Annotated in this window: 20 protein-coding genes and 1 pseudogene; 20 read left to right on the top strand and 1 reads right to left on the bottom strand. The window is 55.4% G+C overall.

Annotation, left to right across the window (positions count from 1 at the left end; translation table 11 throughout):
• The first annotated feature begins 4 nt into the window (after nt 1-4).
• Nucleotides 5-1,381, top strand: a complete 1,377-nt coding sequence (locus Q0Z69_RS10670) for an MATE family efflux transporter (RefSeq protein WP_298033158.1) — start codon at nt 5-7, stop codon at nt 1,379-1,381.
• Nucleotides 1,382-1,481: 100 nt separating this feature from the next.
• Nucleotides 1,482-1,667, top strand: a complete 186-nt coding sequence (locus Q0Z69_RS10665) for a cysteine-rich KTR domain-containing protein (RefSeq protein ID WP_298033155.1) — start codon at nt 1,482-1,484, stop codon at nt 1,665-1,667.
• A gap of 58 nt (nt 1,668-1,725) precedes the next feature.
• Here Q0Z69_RS10665 and Q0Z69_RS10660 read toward each other — a convergent pair whose 3' ends face one another.
• Nucleotides 1,726-2,073: a helix-turn-helix transcriptional regulator gene (locus Q0Z69_RS10660; RefSeq protein WP_298033154.1), complete on the bottom strand. Its 348-nt coding sequence runs from the start codon at nt 2,071-2,073 to the stop codon at nt 1,726-1,728.
• A 295-nt stretch (nt 2,074-2,368) separates the two neighbouring features.
• Between Q0Z69_RS10660 and Q0Z69_RS10655 the strand changes: the two genes are divergently transcribed.
• The 18 genes and pseudogenes from Q0Z69_RS10655 (at nt 2,369) to Q0Z69_RS10570 (ending at nt 16,180) form a co-directional block, all read left to right on the top strand.
• Nucleotides 2,369-2,782, top strand: a complete 414-nt coding sequence (locus tag Q0Z69_RS10655) for an RNA polymerase sigma factor (RefSeq protein ID WP_298033152.1) — start codon at nt 2,369-2,371, stop codon at nt 2,780-2,782.
• A 102-nt stretch (nt 2,783-2,884) separates the two neighbouring features.
• Nucleotides 2,885-3,166: a DUF3847 domain-containing protein gene (locus tag Q0Z69_RS10650; RefSeq protein ID WP_298033149.1), complete on the top strand. Its 282-nt coding sequence runs from the start codon at nt 2,885-2,887 to the stop codon at nt 3,164-3,166.
• Nucleotides 3,167-3,401: 235 nt separating this feature from the next.
• Complete coding sequence (gene mobQ / locus Q0Z69_RS10645) at nt 3,402-4,802, top strand: MobQ family relaxase (RefSeq protein ID WP_298033147.1); 1,401 nt, start codon at nt 3,402-3,404, stop codon at nt 4,800-4,802.
• Nucleotides 4,803-4,835: 33 nt separating this feature from the next.
• Nucleotides 4,836-5,156 carry an HTH domain-containing protein gene (locus tag Q0Z69_RS10640; protein WP_298033145.1) on the top strand — a complete coding sequence of 107 codons (321 nt, stop codon included), beginning with the start codon at nt 4,836-4,838 and terminating at the stop codon, nt 5,154-5,156.
• An 11-nt stretch (nt 5,157-5,167) separates the two neighbouring features.
• On the top strand, nt 5,168-6,022 hold the full coding sequence (locus Q0Z69_RS10635; protein WP_298033142.1) for a ParB N-terminal domain-containing protein: 855 nt from the start codon (nt 5,168-5,170) through the stop codon (nt 6,020-6,022).
• Nucleotides 6,012-6,356: a hypothetical protein gene (locus tag Q0Z69_RS10630; RefSeq protein WP_298033140.1), complete on the top strand. Its 345-nt coding sequence runs from the start codon at nt 6,012-6,014 to the stop codon at nt 6,354-6,356. The genes Q0Z69_RS10635 and Q0Z69_RS10630 overlap by 11 nt, the downstream gene beginning before the upstream one ends.
• Nucleotides 6,357-6,364: 8 nt before the next feature.
• A complete protein-coding gene (locus Q0Z69_RS10625; RefSeq protein ID WP_298033237.1) occupies nt 6,365-6,730 on the top strand; it encodes a cysteine-rich VLP domain-containing protein in 366 nt (121 codons plus the stop codon).
• A 97-nt stretch (nt 6,731-6,827) separates the two neighbouring features.
• Nucleotides 6,828-7,559 carry a replication initiator protein A gene (locus tag Q0Z69_RS10620; RefSeq protein ID WP_367272296.1) on the top strand — a complete coding sequence of 244 codons (732 nt, stop codon included), beginning with the start codon at nt 6,828-6,830 and terminating at the stop codon, nt 7,557-7,559.
• Complete coding sequence (locus tag Q0Z69_RS10615) at nt 7,556-8,383, top strand: ATP-binding protein (RefSeq protein WP_298033137.1); 828 nt, start codon at nt 7,556-7,558, stop codon at nt 8,381-8,383. Before Q0Z69_RS10620 ends, Q0Z69_RS10615 begins: the two co-directional genes overlap by 4 nt.
• A 12-nt stretch (nt 8,384-8,395) precedes the next feature.
• Complete coding sequence (locus tag Q0Z69_RS10610; protein ID WP_298033136.1) at nt 8,396-8,578, top strand: transposon-encoded TnpW family protein; 183 nt, start codon at nt 8,396-8,398, stop codon at nt 8,576-8,578.
• An 89-nt stretch (nt 8,579-8,667) separates the two neighbouring features.
• On the top strand, nt 8,668-10,587 hold the full coding sequence (locus Q0Z69_RS10605; RefSeq protein WP_298033133.1) for a recombinase family protein: 1,920 nt from the start codon (nt 8,668-8,670) through the stop codon (nt 10,585-10,587).
• An 81-nt stretch (nt 10,588-10,668) separates the two neighbouring features.
• A pseudogene (locus Q0Z69_RS10600) lies at nt 10,669-11,268 on the top strand (VirB6/TrbL-like conjugal transfer protein, CD1112 family); the annotation flags it as partial.
• Between the two features lie 106 nt (nt 11,269-11,374).
• Nucleotides 11,375-12,100 (top strand): site-specific DNA-methyltransferase, encoded by a 726-nt coding sequence (locus Q0Z69_RS10595; RefSeq protein ID WP_367272301.1) that lies wholly within the window; start codon nt 11,375-11,377, stop codon nt 12,098-12,100.
• A gap of 74 nt (nt 12,101-12,174) precedes the next feature.
• Nucleotides 12,175-12,435 carry a type II toxin-antitoxin system prevent-host-death family antitoxin gene (locus Q0Z69_RS10590; RefSeq protein ID WP_298033130.1) on the top strand — a complete coding sequence of 87 codons (261 nt, stop codon included), beginning with the start codon at nt 12,175-12,177 and terminating at the stop codon, nt 12,433-12,435.
• The gene (locus Q0Z69_RS10585) at nt 12,425-12,760 is read left to right on the top strand and encodes a type II toxin-antitoxin system RelE/ParE family toxin (RefSeq protein ID WP_298033128.1); all 336 of its coding nucleotides are present in this window, start codon (nt 12,425-12,427) and stop codon (nt 12,758-12,760) included. Before Q0Z69_RS10590 ends, Q0Z69_RS10585 begins: the two co-directional genes overlap by 11 nt.
• 96 nt (nt 12,761-12,856) lie before the next feature.
• Nucleotides 12,857-13,486: an MT-A70 family methyltransferase gene (locus tag Q0Z69_RS10580; RefSeq protein WP_367272300.1), complete on the top strand. Its 630-nt coding sequence runs from the start codon at nt 12,857-12,859 to the stop codon at nt 13,484-13,486.
• Nucleotides 13,474-13,851 (top strand): PrgI family protein, encoded by a 378-nt coding sequence (locus tag Q0Z69_RS10575; protein WP_298033122.1) that lies wholly within the window; start codon nt 13,474-13,476, stop codon nt 13,849-13,851. The genes Q0Z69_RS10580 and Q0Z69_RS10575 overlap by 13 nt, the downstream gene beginning before the upstream one ends.
• The gene (locus Q0Z69_RS10570; protein WP_298033119.1) at nt 13,808-16,180 is read left to right on the top strand and encodes a VirB4-like conjugal transfer ATPase, CD1110 family; all 2,373 of its coding nucleotides are present in this window, start codon (nt 13,808-13,810) and stop codon (nt 16,178-16,180) included. The genes Q0Z69_RS10575 and Q0Z69_RS10570 overlap by 44 nt, the downstream gene beginning before the upstream one ends.
• The last annotated feature ends 652 nt before the right edge of the window (nt 16,181-16,832 follow it).

Below are 16,832 nucleotides of genomic sequence, written 5' to 3'. Positions count from 1 at the left end.
TCTTATGAACGGAAACAAAAAAATGGAGCTGCTGGGAAGTGCGCCCGTCCCCAAAGCTCTCCTGTCCCTGGGCATCCCAACGATGGTCGGTATGCTGATTAACGCCCTCTACAATTTGGCTGACACCTACTTTGTGGGCGGATTAGGAACTGACCAAATGGGTGCTGTCACGGTGGCTTTTCCCCTTGGACAGATTGTCGTGGGTCTGGGGCTGCTGTTCGGAAATGGCGCTGCCGCCTACCTTTCCAGATTGCTTGGACGTGGTGACAGAGATACGGCGAATAAGGTAGCAAGCACGGCAATATACAGCAGCGTGACGATTGGGGCCATTGCGATTCTCTGCTCTGTCATTTTTCTACAGCCAATCTTAAAACGGATCGGCGCAATTGACAGCGTTATGCCCTATGCCTTGGTCTACACCCGCATCTATATCGTGTTTTCGATTTTCAACGTATTCAATGTTACGATGAATAACATTGTATCCAGCGAGGGTTCCGCAAAAACCGCCATGTGTGCGCTGATGGCAGGTGCGATTCTCAATGTGGTATTGGACCCGATCTTCATCTATGCGCTTGATTTTGGAGTAGCAGGCGCGGCCATCGCCACAGCTATTTCGCAAATCGTTTCCACGTTGGTGTATCTCTCCTATATCCTTCGGAGAAAGAGCGTTTTTACTTTCAGCATTAAGGAATGCTGCTTCAGCAAGGATATTATGTCGGAGATTTTGAAAATAGGAATCCCCACTCTGCTTTTCCAGGTATTGACCAGTCTTTCGATTGGAATGATAAATAATGCCGCAAAAGAATATGGCGGCTCCGCGCTTGCCGCAATGGGTCCGGTTACCAAGATTATGTCCATGGGAACCCTGATTGTTTTTGGCTTTTTGAAAGGATTTCAACCGATTGCCGGATTCAGCTATGGTGCCAGAAAGTTTGACCGGCTGCGGGAGGCTATTAAAATTTCTGTTCTTTGGTCTACGGGATTTTGTCTGCTGTTTGGCCTGATTGCCGCCATATTCTCCACGCCGATTGTATCCATGTTCACAAAAAATGATATAGAGATGGTACGCATCGGCGCTATTGCTCTAAGGGCAAACGGTATTTCCTTTATCCTGTTTGGCTTCTACACGGTCTATTCATTTCTGTTTCTTGTGATGGGTAAAGCTGCTGAAGGGTGTATCCTCGGTGCCTGCCGCCAGGGAATTTGCTTTGTCCCGGTTATCCTGATACTCCCGTCAATTTGGGGACTGAGCGGTGTTCTTTACGCGCAGCCGATTGCAGATGTCCTTTCAGCAATCATTACCGCACTTATGGCAATCCGTCTCCACAAAGAGTTGAGAATAGCAGAAGCCAGAATTTCCGCATCCACCCAAGGACAATAACATTTCGAGCGTGTACGCATAAGAGATAGCTATGGTCTTAAAGAGCCAGACGCCGGATGCAGAGCCATGACTGTAGTTAGAATTAGAAAGTGTGATTGAGGTGAACAACAAGGAAAACACTTCTCACTGGATTTGCTGCCCAATCTGCGGCAGTAAAACGAGAACCAAGGTGTACGCCGATACCGTTCTGGTGAAATTCCCGCTGTACTGTCCCAAGTGCAAAAAGGAAATTCGAGTGACCGTAGCACAACTGAAAATGGTATTGAGCGACGAGCCGGGCGCTTAAAGCGCAGAGCCTGCTTCCTACTGATGTGAGGATGCAGGCTCTCGCTTTATTTGGGGGCCTAATGAATCTCAACGGCATCCCTTGATCTGACTGCCGACAAGAAAGATTGAACGACCGGAATCAGGGCAGCGGCCTCCTGCTCGGTACAGTCTCCAATCATGATGCGGAGCTGGCTGATAGACGGGCTTTCCTGCTCCAATTCCGGATAGAAGATTTCTCGCGCATCTATCTGAAGCCCGCGAACCAGCGGAAAGAGGACTTCCATTTTGGGATTTCCGCGATAGTTCTCAATGTTCAGAATAGTGCGCGAATCAATGGAGGAAACTTCGGCAGCTTTTTGTTGGGTAAGGCCAAGCCGCTTGCGGGCCTTTTTTACAGTGTCACCCAAAATACGGACAAAATCCATTGTAATTCACCTCAAGGACATTCTACAATACATGACCTTTCGATTGAATTCACCACAATTCGACTTCTATATGTATCTCAATTCACTAAACTGATGGAAGGAGCTTCGATTTGAGCCGCAATAAGCCTATCAGTATGGAATATTCGAGTTTCTATGCCCGGTAAAGGGTGACCATACTTCTGATGGTGAACTGCGGTTCATCCTGCATAATAAGTCCAGTCGTTTTCCCCGGTGCCGCTCACCGCCCCCTCGTTCAGACCCTCAGCAAAAAATCTGAACGAGAGGACAATGTGAGATGGAAATTACCATCAAGATCGACGGACGTATGGTGTCCGTTGAAGTCTCCACCGAGGTTGGAGAGTTTTGGGAACAGGGCAAGCGAGACAACCGGAAACTTTACCGGGAACGGCAGCGTTATTGGGATGGCCGGGAATGCGACGAATACATAATCGCCACCGAGGGCCGTCTGCCCTATTGCGCCACCCCAGAGGAACTGGTCTGCCAGTGGGAAACGCTGGATGAGATCATGGCTGTGCTGGCCGTCTGCACCGATACGCAGCGGGAGCGGTTTCTGCTCCATGCTCTGTACGATCTCAGCTATGCGGAAGTCGCAATGCTGTGCGGATGTTCAAAACAGGCCGTACAGTTGAGCATCGAAGCTGTCCGCAAAAAGTTTTTGAAATTTTTCAAGAACTACCTTGACGATTGATCCCCTAAGTGGGCTATAAGGTGAGGGGCAATGCGCTCCATCACGGAGAGGGACAAGCAGCTTCGGCTGCTCGTCCCTCTCGCATTTATAAGGAGGATGTCTATGGACAAAAAAGCGGTGCTGTTGGAAGAACGCGCCAAGGCTCAAAAGAAAGCGGCCCAGTATGAAAACCAAGTAAAGATTTTACTGAACAAGCAGAGGGACGCGGAGCGTACCGCCCGGAACCACCGCCTGATTCTGCGCGGCTTGGCTGTGGAGGGTGTTTTCCCCTTCACCGTCAGCATGGAAAACGAAGCTGTCAAAGCATTCCTAATCGCCCTTTCCCGTCTGCCGGGAGCGGCGGAGATAACCCCAAAAGTACAGGAAACGAGGGACGAGGGATAAGTCCATTCGGAGAATGGCGCACTTATACACCGTTCCGGTGTCGTGCGCCCTGCCGGGGGCCGTTGCGTCCTGCGGACGCGATGGGGAAGTGCCTTCCCCAAACCCCTTGCGTGCCAGTAAAAACGAAACATCCGCTCTGCGTCTGTTCCGTTCCTGCTGGCCTATATCCCCCTGATGAAAGGAGGACGATCACATAGCAATCTTTCACTGTCCCATTCAAATCATAAAGCGGAGTGTGGGCCGTTCGGCTGTTGCCGCTGCCGCCTACCGGAGCGGCGAGAAGCTGGTAAACGAATGGGACGGAAAGACCCACGATTACACGCATAAGCCCGGTGTCGTTCATGCGGAAATCATGCTGCCCGCCCACGCCCCGCCGGAGTTTTCAGACCGGGCAACGCTCTGGAACAGCGTCGAGTTTTCCGAGAAATCCAGCGACGCCCAGCTTGCCCGCGAAATCGAAGTTGCCCTACCCGTGGAACTGTCCAGAGCGGAGCAGTTGGCACTTGTCCGCTCCTTTATCAAAGACAACTTTGTAGCGGAGGGGATGTGCGCCGATTTTGCGCTCCATGACAAGGGTGACGGCAATCCTCACGCTCATATCCTGCTGACAATCAGGCCGCTAAAGCCGGATGGAAAATGGGGGCCGAAGTGCCACAAGGTTTACGACTTGGACAGCCAGGGCAACCGCATCCCGGACGGCAGGGGTGGCTGGAAAAATCACCGGGAGGATACCACCGACTGGAACAAGCGGGGGAACGCCGAGAAATGGCGGGCGGCATGGGCCGCTTACGCCAATCGTGCGTTAGAGGCCGCTGGCAGACCGGAGCGCATTGACCACCGCAGTTACAAGCGGCAGGGTGTTGAAAAAATCCCTACCATCCACATGGGCGTCGCCGCCAGCCAGATGGAGCGGAAGGGTATCCGCACAGAGAAAGGCGACATCAACCGCCAGATCACCGAAGATAACAAACTGCTGAAGGAGATCAAGGCCCGCATCACCCGGATTTACAACTGGTCAAAGGAGCAGTCGGAGGTTGAGCCGCTCCAGGACGGCGGCAGTCTCATGGCGCGGCTTTACGAAGCCCAGGCACAGGTCAACACCAACAAAGCCCGGTCCCGTTCCGGCAAAATCAAGGCCCTCCAAGAGAATGCGAAGCTGCTCGCCTTTTTGCAAACCAACGGCATCAATTCCATGCAGGAACTTTACGAAAAAGTCTCTGCCATGAACAGCGATTACTACGACCTCCGGGGCAAAATCGTGAGCGCAGAGCGCCGTATCGCTGTTCTGAATGAACGTCTGGAAATGGCAGCGCAGTACGACAAGTACAAGCCCATCCGCCAGAAGTTGGACAAGGTGAAACCCAGCAAGCGGGAGAAGTACCAGCAGGAGCATAGAGCGGAGTTAGCGGCCTTTGATACTGCCGCTCAATTTCTGAAAGATTTGAAAGCATCCGGCGAGGCGATCACGCCCAAAGCGTGGAGGGGCGAAGCCGCAAAGCTGACCGCTCAGAAAGATATGGATTATCAGAAAATGCGGGCCATGCGTGACGAAATCAAAGCGGTGGAAAATCTGCGCAAGGTTGCTGACCGTCTGGCCCGTGAGGGGCAACACCAGCAGAAGGAAGAAGAGCGATAATACATCAATTTTTACCATCAGGAGGTTACGAAAATGGATATGAACCCGTGGGAACGCCGCCAGAAAATCTTGGAAGTTTTGTGTCTCCGGCGGCATGACACAGCCGGGAATCTGGCGCATGAATTTCATGTCAGCAGGGAAACGATCTGCCGGGATATTACGATCATTTCCTGCTCCTATCCGGTTGAAACGGTACAGGGTGGTCACGGCGGTATCCGGGTGGCGGAGTGGTTTCATCTGGACCGCCGTTCGCTGAACTCGGACGAGATTACGTTCCTCCGTAGGCTGGGGGAGCGCTTGGACGGCCCCGACCGGGAAAAGCTGAATCGCATCATCACCCTGTTTTCGCATTGAGGGCTGCTGCCATGAAAATTAAAATCAGCAACATCAAAATCAATTCCGGGCGGCGGTCTACCGACCAGCAGAATGTGGAAGAACTGGTCAAGAGCATCAAGGCCGTGGGTCTGATGAATCCTATCACTGTCACCCAGGATAACACCTTGATTGCTGGCCTGCACCGTGTAGAAGCGGCAAAGCTGCTGGGCTGGACGAAAATCGAGTGTACTGTCAGCGACGCCGAAGGGATACAAGCAGAGCTGGCCGAGATTGACGAGAACATTGTCCGCGCCAGACTGTCCCGGTACGAATTGGGTGAACAGCTTTTACGCCGCAAAGAGATTTATGAAACGCTCCATCCGGAAACCCGCCACGGCATGAGGAACGGGCAGACCGCTAAAGATGTCAATTTGGCATCTTTAGAAACGAAATCTTTTAACGAGGATACATCCGAGAAATTGAACATGAGCAAGCGGAGCGTTGCGCGGCTTGTCCAGACGGCGCGTGACCTGACCCCGGAGGCCAAGAAAATCATTCGTGATACTGACAAAAAGATTACCAAGGGTGATGCTCTGAAAATTTCCAGACTTCCCCCTGACCAGCAGGAAGAGGCCGCCGCTGTGCTGGCGGCAGCACCGCCACCGCAGAAGAAGCAGACGATGATGGACGGTGAAGCCGCCTTGACCGAGTTTAAGGCCATCTGCCGCCGCTATACTTCCGGCATAGAATCCCTTTACAATCAGATGGACATTTTTGCTGGATTGACAACTTTCCAATTTGACGAGTTGAGCGACAGCGCCTATGCCGTCACAAACGCAATCAAAGAATTTTTCCAGGAAGTAAACGCAATCCGACACGAAGGAGAAAACGACAATGAAAACTGATTACATCACCAGCAGTACAACAATGCCGCTGTCCCTGGCCTTCCCCCGCTCCCTGCTGGCGGCAGATGTTCGCTTCACCGCCAAGGAGGTCTATGTCATCCTGCTGGATATGGCGCTGAACTCCGAGGCCGACATTCACACTGACGAGCAGGGGCGGCGCTATCTGGCGTTCTTCAACAAGACTATCGCGGAGGTCATCGACCGCACCCCCACCACCGTGGCCCAATCCCTGCGGGAGTTGGAAGATGCCGGACTGGTGGAAAAGAAGCTGATTGCCCGGAACGCTCCCTATCACGTCTATGTCAAGCTGCCCACCGTGGAGGACAAGCCGTGATCCCTCACATGACCTACCAGCAGTACTGGACGGCCCGGAGGTTGGTACATAGCTGCTGCAACTATGATTGCGGGAACTGTCTCCTGCTGGACGATGGCGAGGAATGTGTCTGTCCGCAGAGCATCACCTACTCGCTGATCTGCAAGTGGTTCCGCGCTGCCGTCCTGCCGCTGGACGCTGGCCTGTGCGCCGCCCTGCTCCACCGTGACCGTATGAAGCCTTGTGCCATTTGCGGCGGCTACTATGTACCAAAATCCAATCGGGCGAAATACTGCCCCGCCTGTGCTGCTGCGGCTCGTCGGAAGAAAGAAGCAGAGCGCCAGCGGAAACGCTACTACGATTCTACGCATTTAGGGGCAAAAAAGTCCTTGTAAATCAAGGCTTTCCGAAGGCGGCTCAAAGGGGCCGTGATACTTTTTACATCCAGCACCTTAAACGGCCCTCAGACAGCCCGCAAGGGCGGCGTAGGAGGTGAACACGATTGCTGATTACATGACGAATGATACCAAGCTGCCGCCCTATTTACCTTTTCCACGGTTTCTGCTGGGGGCGGATTTAGCGCAAGCTACCAAAATGGTCTATGCCGTTCTGCTGGACAGGGCGCAGCTCTCCCAGGCCAACGGCTGGGCTGACAATAGTAACCAGATTTACATTGTTTTCCCCATCGTTGAGATCGCTAATGCTATCGACCGCAGCCCCATGACCGTCAAAAACGCTCTGAACGAGTTGGAGGCGGCGGGCCTGATCGAGCGCCAGCGGCGCGGCCAGTCTCTCCCAAACCGTATCTATGTGAAGATACCTGATGGACAAGATATTGTCCGTCTGACGGATAAAAAATTGTCTGTCAGAGGGAAAGAAAATTGTCCTTCTGATGGACAAAAAACTGTCCTTGAGATGGACAGAAAATTGTCCACTAATAACCTTACGAGTAATCCTAATAAGAATCACCTAAAAGGAGTGAGTGCGCGCACGCGCGCGAGGGGACGCTATCAAAATGTTTTACTGACGGATACGGAACTGTCCGAACTGCAGGCGGAGTTGCCCAACCTCTGGCAGCAGTACGTTGAAAGGCTGTCCGAGTACATGGCCTCCACAGGCAAAACCTACAAGAACCACGCCGCCACCATTCGCCGCTGGGCAGCGGAGGATCGGCGCAAAGGCGGCATACCAGATTATTCCTACATGGAGGGTGAGAGCCTATGAACGATTTTGAGAATATTGTCAAGCGATTGTCCGCGCCCCAGGTGGAGCAGGGCGACTACATGGGAGAGGACGGCCTGTTGTACTGCGGGAAGTGCCGTACCCCCAAGCAGTTTCGCATGGAAACGCCGCCCATGGAGGGGCGGCTGCTCCCCTGTCCCTGCCGGTGTGAGCAGGAACGCCTTGACCGCGAAGCGGCGGAGCAGGAGGCCCAGCGCCACCGCCATGCCGTGGCGGAGTTGAAGCGCCGGGGCTTCACCGACCCCGCTATGCGGGAGTGGACATTTGCCAACGACAACGGCAGGTGTCCGCAGATGAAACACGCCCACTTCTATGTCGAGCATTGGGACACCATGCTGGCGGAGAACATCGGTTATCTGCTGTGGGGTGGTGTCGGCACCGGGAAAAGCTACTTTGCGGGATGTGTCGCAAACGCGCTGATGGAGCAGGAGATCGCCGTCCGCATGACAAACTTTGCGTTGATACTGAACGATTTGACCGCCAGCTTTGAGGGCCGCAACGACTACATAGCCCAGCTTTGCCGCGCCATGCTACTTATCATCGACGATTTTGGCATGGAGCGCGGCACCGAGTACGGTTTAGAGCAGGTCTACAACGTGATTGACAGCCGCTATCGGAGCCGCAAGCCGCTGATCGTCACCACCAACATACCGCTCCATGATTTGCAACATCCTCTGGACACCGCCCATGCTCGTATCTATGACCGTCTGCTTGAAATGTGCGCCCCCATTCGGTTCTCCGGCGAGAACTTTCGGAAAATCACGGCGCAGGACAAGCTGGCACGACTGAAAAATTTAATGGATTGAAAGGAGCCGCCTATGGCAAAAACGCAAACGACCCGACCCAGCACTCAGCAGACCAAACGCCCCCACCGAACCTTGGAGAAGCGCATCGGCCAGACCACCTATGAGGTGCATATCTGCTTTAGTGAGCAGAGCAAGGAGAGCATGAATGATAAAATCTGCCGTCTTATCAAGAATCAAATTGCGGATAGCCAGTAAAAGTTTGAAAAAGCAGTTGGCATCACGCAGAATTTGTGATATATTGGAGTTGCCGCAAATGAGCTGGCTGTCTTGAAAGGGAATGTGCTATGACAAGACAGCCAGAAAAAGACACCGCGATCTACACAAGATTGTCGCGCGACGATGAACTCCAAGGCGATAGTAACTCGATCATTCACCAAAAGGAACTGCTTTCCAAGTATGCTGCTGACCATGGTTTCCGTAACCCCCGTTTTTTCGTTGACGATGGATTTTCTGGAACGAATTTCCAGCGCCCAGCGTTCCAGCAAATGCTGTCGGAAATCGAAGAGGGGAAGATTGGAACCGTCATCGTCAAGGATATGTCACGGCTGGGCCGCGACTATCTGAAGGTAGGATTTTATACAGAAATTTTCTTCCCTCAGAAGGGTGTCCGCTTCATCGCCGTCAACAACGGCATTGACAGCGAGAACCAGCAGGAAACGGATTTTACCCCTTTTTTGAATATCATGAACGAGTGGTTCGCCAGAGACACCAGCAAGAAGGTTCGAGCCATCAAACGCGCCCAGGGTATGGCAGGAAAGCACACCGCCGTCCATCCACTCTACGGTTACAAGAAGGACCCTGACAACCCGGAAAAGTGGCTGATTGATGATGAAGCCGCCGAGGTCGTCCGCCGTATCTTCCGTATGACCATCAACGGCAAAGGCCCCTATGAAATTGCCGCAATTCTGGAAAAGGAACATATTCTCAGCCCGTCCGCCTACCTTGCGGAGCATGGCGCAGGGAACCGGCGCAACAGCGATTTTGCCGACCCCTGCCGCTGGTGGGGGACTACCGTTTCCTACATTCTCAACCGCATGGAGTACATGGGCCATACCGTCAATTTCAAGACGGAAAAGACCAGTTTCCGGGATAAGCGGCGGCATCTCACGCCGAAAGATAGCTGGGTGATCTTCGAGAACACCCAGGAGCCGATCATTGACGAGGAAACCTTTCAGACGGCGCAGAAGCTACGCAAGACCGGACGCCGCCCTACCAGTTTAGGCGAGGCCAATCCGCTGACCGGACTTCTTTACTGTGCCGACTGCGGCGCGAGACTGTATAACGAGCGTGGGGACAACGGCAAGGGCCATTTCAAGGATTCCTATGCCTGTTCCAGCTACCGTAAGCATACCAGCGATTGCACGATGCACTTTATCCGAACCGAGGTTGTACGGGACCTGATTCTGTCGGCGCTGCGCTCCATTTCAGAGTACGCCAAGGCCAACCGAGAAGCCTTTGAACGTCTGGTGATGGATACAACCTCCGACCGTCAGGCACAGCAGATGAAGGAGAGCCGGAAAGCCCTGACGGACAGCCAGCGGCGGTATGATGAATTGGACGTGCTGATTCAGCGCACCTATGAGGATCACGTTGCTGGCAAGCTGACGGACAAGCGGTTCTTGAAATTGTCCCAGCAGTATGAAGCGGAGCAGGAGCAGTTAGAGGGCGAGTTAAAGCGGCTGGCCGCAGAGATGGAAACGATGCAGGAGCAGAGCGGCAGGGTGGACAAGTTTATGGCCCTGGTTGACCGCTACACCAGCTTTGACGAACTGACTACTCCCATGCTCAATGAGTTTGTGGAAAAGGTTGTTGTCCATGAGCGCGAGAGTATTGGCCGGTATAAGCGTAAGCAGCGTGTCGATGTGTATTTCAACTTCATCGGGCTGGTAGAACTGCCCGCCGCGCCGGACGTTGAACAGCCCCCTATCGCAGAGGCCCCCAAGGAGCGGTATGTAGCGGCCAATACCAGCTTTGCCCCGCTGGGCGAGTACCTTTCCCAGCAGACGGCAGACAGCGTATCCTTGGCTTTTACAGAGGTTGAGAAGCTGATTGGAAAGCCCCTGTGCAAATCGGCGTTCAAATTCTACTCCTACTGGTATCCTGGCGATAACCGCCCGATTTCCAATGTGATCTATAACGCTGGCTTTGATGTTGACCGTGTTGACTTGAAAAACCAGATGTTGTACTTGGTCAGAGCCGCATAACTGAATAACTCCACCCAACAGGCCACAGTGACGATTCACTGTGGCCTGTTTTTGCATTTATTTGAAAAACCTACTTGACAAAACGTACTGGACATAGATTACTGGATTTTCTTCAAGTGGATGTTTAAGACCGGGGCGGCGATCCTGATCCTCTCCAATACGTTCAATATCGTTATGGCGGTGTTCGATGTGTCGCAGAGCGTGATCAACAACGCGGCGGGGCTGATCCAGGGCTCCACCGACATTACCCCGGATATGCTGGCAACGCTGGAAACGACATTGGAGGGTATGGACATCGGCCCCCTGCTGGGGCTGTTCATGCAGTCCCTTGTGGTGGGCCTGACGATGAAGATACTCGGCATCGTTATATTTGTGATCGCCTATGGCCGTATGCTGGAGATCTATATGCTCACCAGTCTTGCCCCCATCCCCGTGGCGACCCTCTCCAACCGGGAGCTTGGCTCCACGGGCCAAAACTATCTGAAGTCCCTGTTCGCCGTGGGCTTCCAGGGGCTTTTGATCCTCGTCTGCGTGGCGATCTACGCGGTGCTCATTCAGGGTATCGCCGCCAGCGGAGACCCCATCGGGGCCATTTGGGGCACCGTGGGATATACGGTCTTACTTACATTCATGCTGTTCAAGACGGGCGGCATCGCAAAGAGTATCTTTGGAGCCCACTGATATGGGCGGCCAAGAGCTTACTTTTGGAAGGAGGAATGTATTGATTGCAGAAAAATCTGCTTTGGGACAAAGTGTCCCGAAGCTGGAGGTGAACAACCTGTATCTTATGGACGGGATCAAGGGCCTGCTGGCCCTGCCCCGTCATTCGGTGGATATGCTTCTGACTGATCCGCCCTACGGCACCACCCGGAATTATTGGGATGTGCCCCTGCCGCTCCCGGAGCTATGGGAGGCGGTGCGCTGGGCGGTGAAGCCAGACGGCGCGGCCCTGTTCTTCGCCCAATGCCCCTATGACAAGGTGCTGGGCGCGTCCAACCTCCCCATGCTCCGCTATGAGTGGATATGGCACAAGGCGCGGGCAACAGGCTTTCTCAACGCAAACCGTGCGCCGCTGAAAAAGACGGAGAATATTTTGGTGTTCTATCAAAAGCTGCCCAGGTACAATCCGCAGTTTGAACAGGGCGAGCCCTATAAGCGGACATACCCCAAAAGCGGCCAGAGCCCCAACTACGGGAAGTTTGAACGGACAGCGGCGGAGTCCAAGGACGGGCGGTGCTATCCCGGCAACGTGCTGACGTTTCCCACGGTGGCCCATACCGTTCACCCTACCCAAAAGCCGGTGGCCCTGTGCGAGTATCTTATCCGTACCTACACCGACGAGGGGCAGGTGGTGGCGGACATCTGCGCGGGGAGCGGCACAACGGCGGTGGCTGCGCTGAACACGGGCCGCCGCTTCATCTGTTTTGAAACCGCCCCGGCTATCTATGCCCCCGCGCGGGAGCGAATCGCAAAGGCGCGGGAGGCTGTGGCCGAAGGCGGAAAAGGTGTGTGATTTATTGCAGCAAATTAGCCGTTGAATTTTACAGCAGATTGGGATATACTATAAGCAGAAAGGGGCTGAATACGATGCCGAATATTAAACCGATCTCCGATCTGCGCAATTACAGCGAGGTGCTGCATGATGTGGCTGTGGGCGCTCCTGTCTTTTTAACGAAGAACGGGCGCGGCAGATACGCTATTGTGGATATACAGGACTATGAGAAAACCCAGGCAACCATCCGACTGATGAATGAGCTTGCCAAGGGGCGGAAGTCCGGCGAAACCGAAGGCTGGCTGACCCCGGAGGACATGAGGGCGCATTTCCGCGCAAGAGCGAATGAAGTATAAGATCCATTATACGAAAGAGTCTCGCCGGGATTTGGATGAGATATGGGATTATATTTCCTCTGAGCTTCAAAACACTTCCTCAGCGGAACGCACGGTCAACCGCATTATGGATGATGTGGATCGGCTTGCGGATTTCGCAGAGATCGGTGCTCCCCTGTCCTCGATTGCCGATGTGGACAGCGATTACCGCTTTCTTGTGACTGGGAGCTACCTCACCTTTTATCGGGTATATGGCAGTGACATCTATGTGGATCGTGTTCTGTATGGCCGCCGTGACTATCTGCGCATCCTATTTGACAAACTTCAGGATGACGAAACCAATTAAAAAGCTGAAGGAGGATCGCAAAAATCTCATGCTGGACGAATGATTTGTTGAGGTCAACAAATCATCAAAAATAACGCTATGAAGCCGTTTGCAGAAATGCAGACGGCTTTTTCTTATGCAAAGGAGAGTGACATTATCGGAAAATACGCGGTGATTTACGCAGATCCCCCGTGGCGGTATTCCCAAAAGGGCTTGCAGGGGGCAGCGGAAAAACACTATCCCACCATGAGCATTGAGGAATTGTGCGCGCTCCCGGTGGCCGAGCTTGCGGCCCCGGACAGCGTGCTTTTTTTGTGGGCCACGTTCCCCCAACTCCCGGAGGCCCTGCGGCTGATCCGGGCCTGGGGCTTTACCTACAAAAGCGTGGCGTTCCTCTGGCTGAAAAAGAACCGGAAGGCGGATAGCTGGTTTTATGGGCTGGGCTTCTGGACGCGGGGTAACGCGGAGGTGTGCCTGCTGGCGACACGGGGCCACCCCAGGCGGCAGGCCGCCAACATCCACCAATTCATCATTTCACCCATCGAGGCCCACAGCAAAAAGCCGGACGAGGCCCGTGACAAGATCGTGGCCCTCATAGGGGACGTGCCCCGTGTGGAGCTCTTTGCCCGGCAGACCCCGCCCGGCTGGGACGTGTGGGGAAACGAGGTGGAGCCCACGATGGGACTTCGGGACATTTTGTCCCAAAGTCATATTCCTGAAAAGGAGGCTGAAAAGTGGCCTATGTAAACGTCCCCAACGACCTCTCCAAAATCAAGACCAAGCTGGCGTTCAACCTGACGAAGCGGCAGTTGATTTGTTTCGGCGGCGCGGCGGCGGTGGGCATCCCTCTGTACCTGTTCACCAGAGGGGCCCTCGGCAACACGGCGGCGCTGTTCCTCATGCTGGCCGTCATGCTACCAGCCTTTCTGCTGGCGATGTATGAGCGGGACGGCCTGCCACTGGAGAAGGTAGTGCGAAACATTGTCCGGGCCAAGTACCTGCGTCCCGGCAGGCGGCCCTATCGGACGGAAAATATCTATGCCCCATTTGCGAGGAAGGAGGAGCCTATTGCAAAAAACAAAAAGCGTAAAGCAGCGCCCCGGAAGGGCTGACCGATCCAGCCGGGGCCGGGGTACGCTCTCGGCCCAGCAGACGATCCCCTATGTGCGGATGCTGAAGGACGGCGTGTGCCAGCTCCCCGGCGGCCTGTTCACCAAGACGCTGGCCTATGAGGACATCAACTATTCCGTGGCGTCCACCGAGGATCAGTCCGCTATCTTCAACGGCTGGAGCGCGTTCCTCAACTATTTTGACGCTTCGATCCCGTTCCAGCTTTCCTTTATCAACCGCCGTTCCCACTCCAGCGGGCGGTATGAGATCAACATTCCCCCGGCCCATGACGAGTTTGACAGCATCCGCGGGGAGTTTACCGGGATGCTGAAAGGCCAGGTAGCCAAAAGCAACAACGGGATTGACCGGGCTAAGTACATCACCTTTGGCGTTCCGGCGGACGATCTCGCCACGGCCCGGCCCCGGCTGGAGCGCGTGGAGGCCGATGTGCTGGGAAACTTCAAGCGGCTGGGGGTACAGGCCCAGCCCCTGGACGGGCGGGAGCGTCTGGCGGTGCTCCACGGCCAGACCCACCCCGGCCCCCAGCGGGAGGCGTTTCATTTCTCATGGGCCGACGTGGTAAAGACCGGCCAGGGCACCAAGGAGGCGGTGGCCCCCTTTGGGGGCTTCGACTTCTCCCGTCCCCGGACGTTCCGGGTAGGCCGGTATTGGGGTGCGGCGTCCTATTTGCAGATCATGGCGTCGGAGCTCTCTGACCGGCTGCTGCGTGAGATTTTGGAATTGGATATGGAGCTCACCGTCACCATGCACATTCAGACGGTGGATCAGACCAAGGCCATCAAGACCATCAAGGGCAAGGTATCTGACATTGACCGCATGAAGGTGGAGGAGCAGAAAAAGGCGATGCGGGCCGGGTACGACCCCGACATCCTCCCGCCCGACCTGATCACATTCTCCAAGGACGCCGCCGACCTGCTGGCCGACCTGCAATCCCGCAACGAGCGGATGCTCCTGCTGACGTTCACGGTCATCGATCTGGCCCCCACGCTGGAGCGGTTGGAAAACGACGTGTTCACCGTGTCCGGCATCGCGCAGAAATACAACTGCGCCCTGAAACGGCTGGACTGGCAGCAGGAACAGGCGTATGTGTCCTCGCTGGCACTGGGGTACAACGAGGTGGAGATCCAGCGGGGCATGACCACCAGCAGCACGGCGATCTTTGTGCCCTTTATCACGAGGGAGCTCCGCATGGGCGGTCAAGCCCTCTACTACGGGGCCAACGCTCTTTCCCACAATATCATTATGGCGGACAGGAAAAAGCTGAAATCGGCCAACGGCCTTTACCTCGGCTCCACCGGCTCAGGCAAGAGCTTCGCCGCCAAGCGGGAACTGATTAACGTATTTCTGGCGACCCAGGATCGGATCATTGTGGTAGACCCTATGGGGGAATATGCCCCGCTGGTGCGGCGGCTGGGCGGGCAGGTCATCGAGATCGCCCCGGACAGCCCACATCATATCAATCCTATGGACATCCAGCTTGACCTGGACGGCGGCGAGAGCCCGCTTTCCATGAAGGCGGACTTCCTCTTGTCCCTGTGTGAGCTTGTGGTGGGCGGTAAGGACGGCTTGCAGCCCATTGAGAAAACGGTGATTGACCGCTGTGTGCGGCAGGTCTACCGGGAGCTCACGCTGGGGATCGGGGACGGAAAGATGCCCCTGCTTCAAGATTTGTACGAGGAGCTTCTGAAACAGCCGGAGCCGGAGGCCCTGCGGGTGGCAACGGCGCTGGAGCTCTACTGCACCGGCTCCCTTAACCTGTTCAATTTCCATACCAACGTCAACCTCAACGCCCGTGTGGTGTGCATCGTCCTGAAGGGCATGGGTGAAAATCTCCGCAAGATCGCGATGCACGTTACCAATGAGTTTGTGTCGGCCACGGTCAACACGAACTTTGAGGCGGGTATCTCTACATGGTGCTACTTTGACGAGTTTCACATTCTCCTGCGGGACGCGCTGACCGCCAGCTACTTTGTGGCCGTGTGGAAAATGCTCCGCAAAAAGGGCTGCGTCCCCTCGGCCCTGACGCAGAATGTGAAAGACCTGCTTGCCAGCCGGGAGATTGAGGCCATTCTGGACAACACGGATTTTCTGATCCTGCTGTCCCAGGCCCAAAGCGACCGGGCCATCCTTGCTCAAAAGCTGGGGATCAGCGAACACCAGCTTTCCTATATTACCCACAGCAATTCCGGCGAGGGCCTGCTGTTCTACGGCGCGGTGACGATCCCATTCGTTGACCGTTTTCCCAAGGGCGAGATTTACGACCTGCTCACCACCCGCCCGGAGGACTTGAAAAATGACGCCGGAGCGTGAGGAACCGGGGCGCGGCCCCCGTCAGGACAAGGCCGATCCCGCCCTGCGGTTTGAGGCCAAGGGCAAGGAAGAGGTCAAGGCCAGGGGCCGGAGCCAGTCGTGGAAAAAGGCGGCGGCCCGCATGAGCCGGGAGCAGCGGCCCCCGGAGGCGGAGCCTGTTGCTCCCCTTGATCCGGGGCCGCCCACCGATCCACCCATGCCGGAGCAGACCGGGGCGGCCTATGACCCCACGGGGCCGGAGCTTCCTCTGAAGGACGATCCCCCGAAGGGGCCTGCCGACGATGCGGGGCCCGCCACTTCGGAAAATGGGGCCCCCGCAAAGTCGGCAGACTTTGTGGGGAGAGGAGGCGCAACGGAGCGGGGCAACTTTGGGACACTTTGTCCCGAAGGAGCCGAGCGCAGTTTGTGCCGACGAGTCCCAAAGTACCGCCAGCACAGCAAGTGGGAAACACGGGAGCCCGGCGCGTCCAGTGAGAAGTTTCGGCGGGACAGCAAGCAGGCCCAAAGGGGCCCCCGCGCAAGCCCAGCGCAGCGGGTTGCGTGGGGAGAGGAGGCACAAGGGAACGGGCGGAGTTTTCGCCGCAAGGTGGAAACGGAGCAGAGTGGACTTTGTGCCGACGACGATAAGCTCCACCGGGACGGCGGCGCTGGC

The sequence above is a fragment of the uncultured Dysosmobacter sp. genome (assembly GCF_947631165.1).
GTDB lineage: Bacteria > Bacillota > Clostridia > Oscillospirales > Oscillospiraceae > Oscillibacter.
The sequence above is the reverse complement of the archived record's forward strand: the minus strand, read 5'-3'. Positions and strand labels throughout refer to the sequence as shown.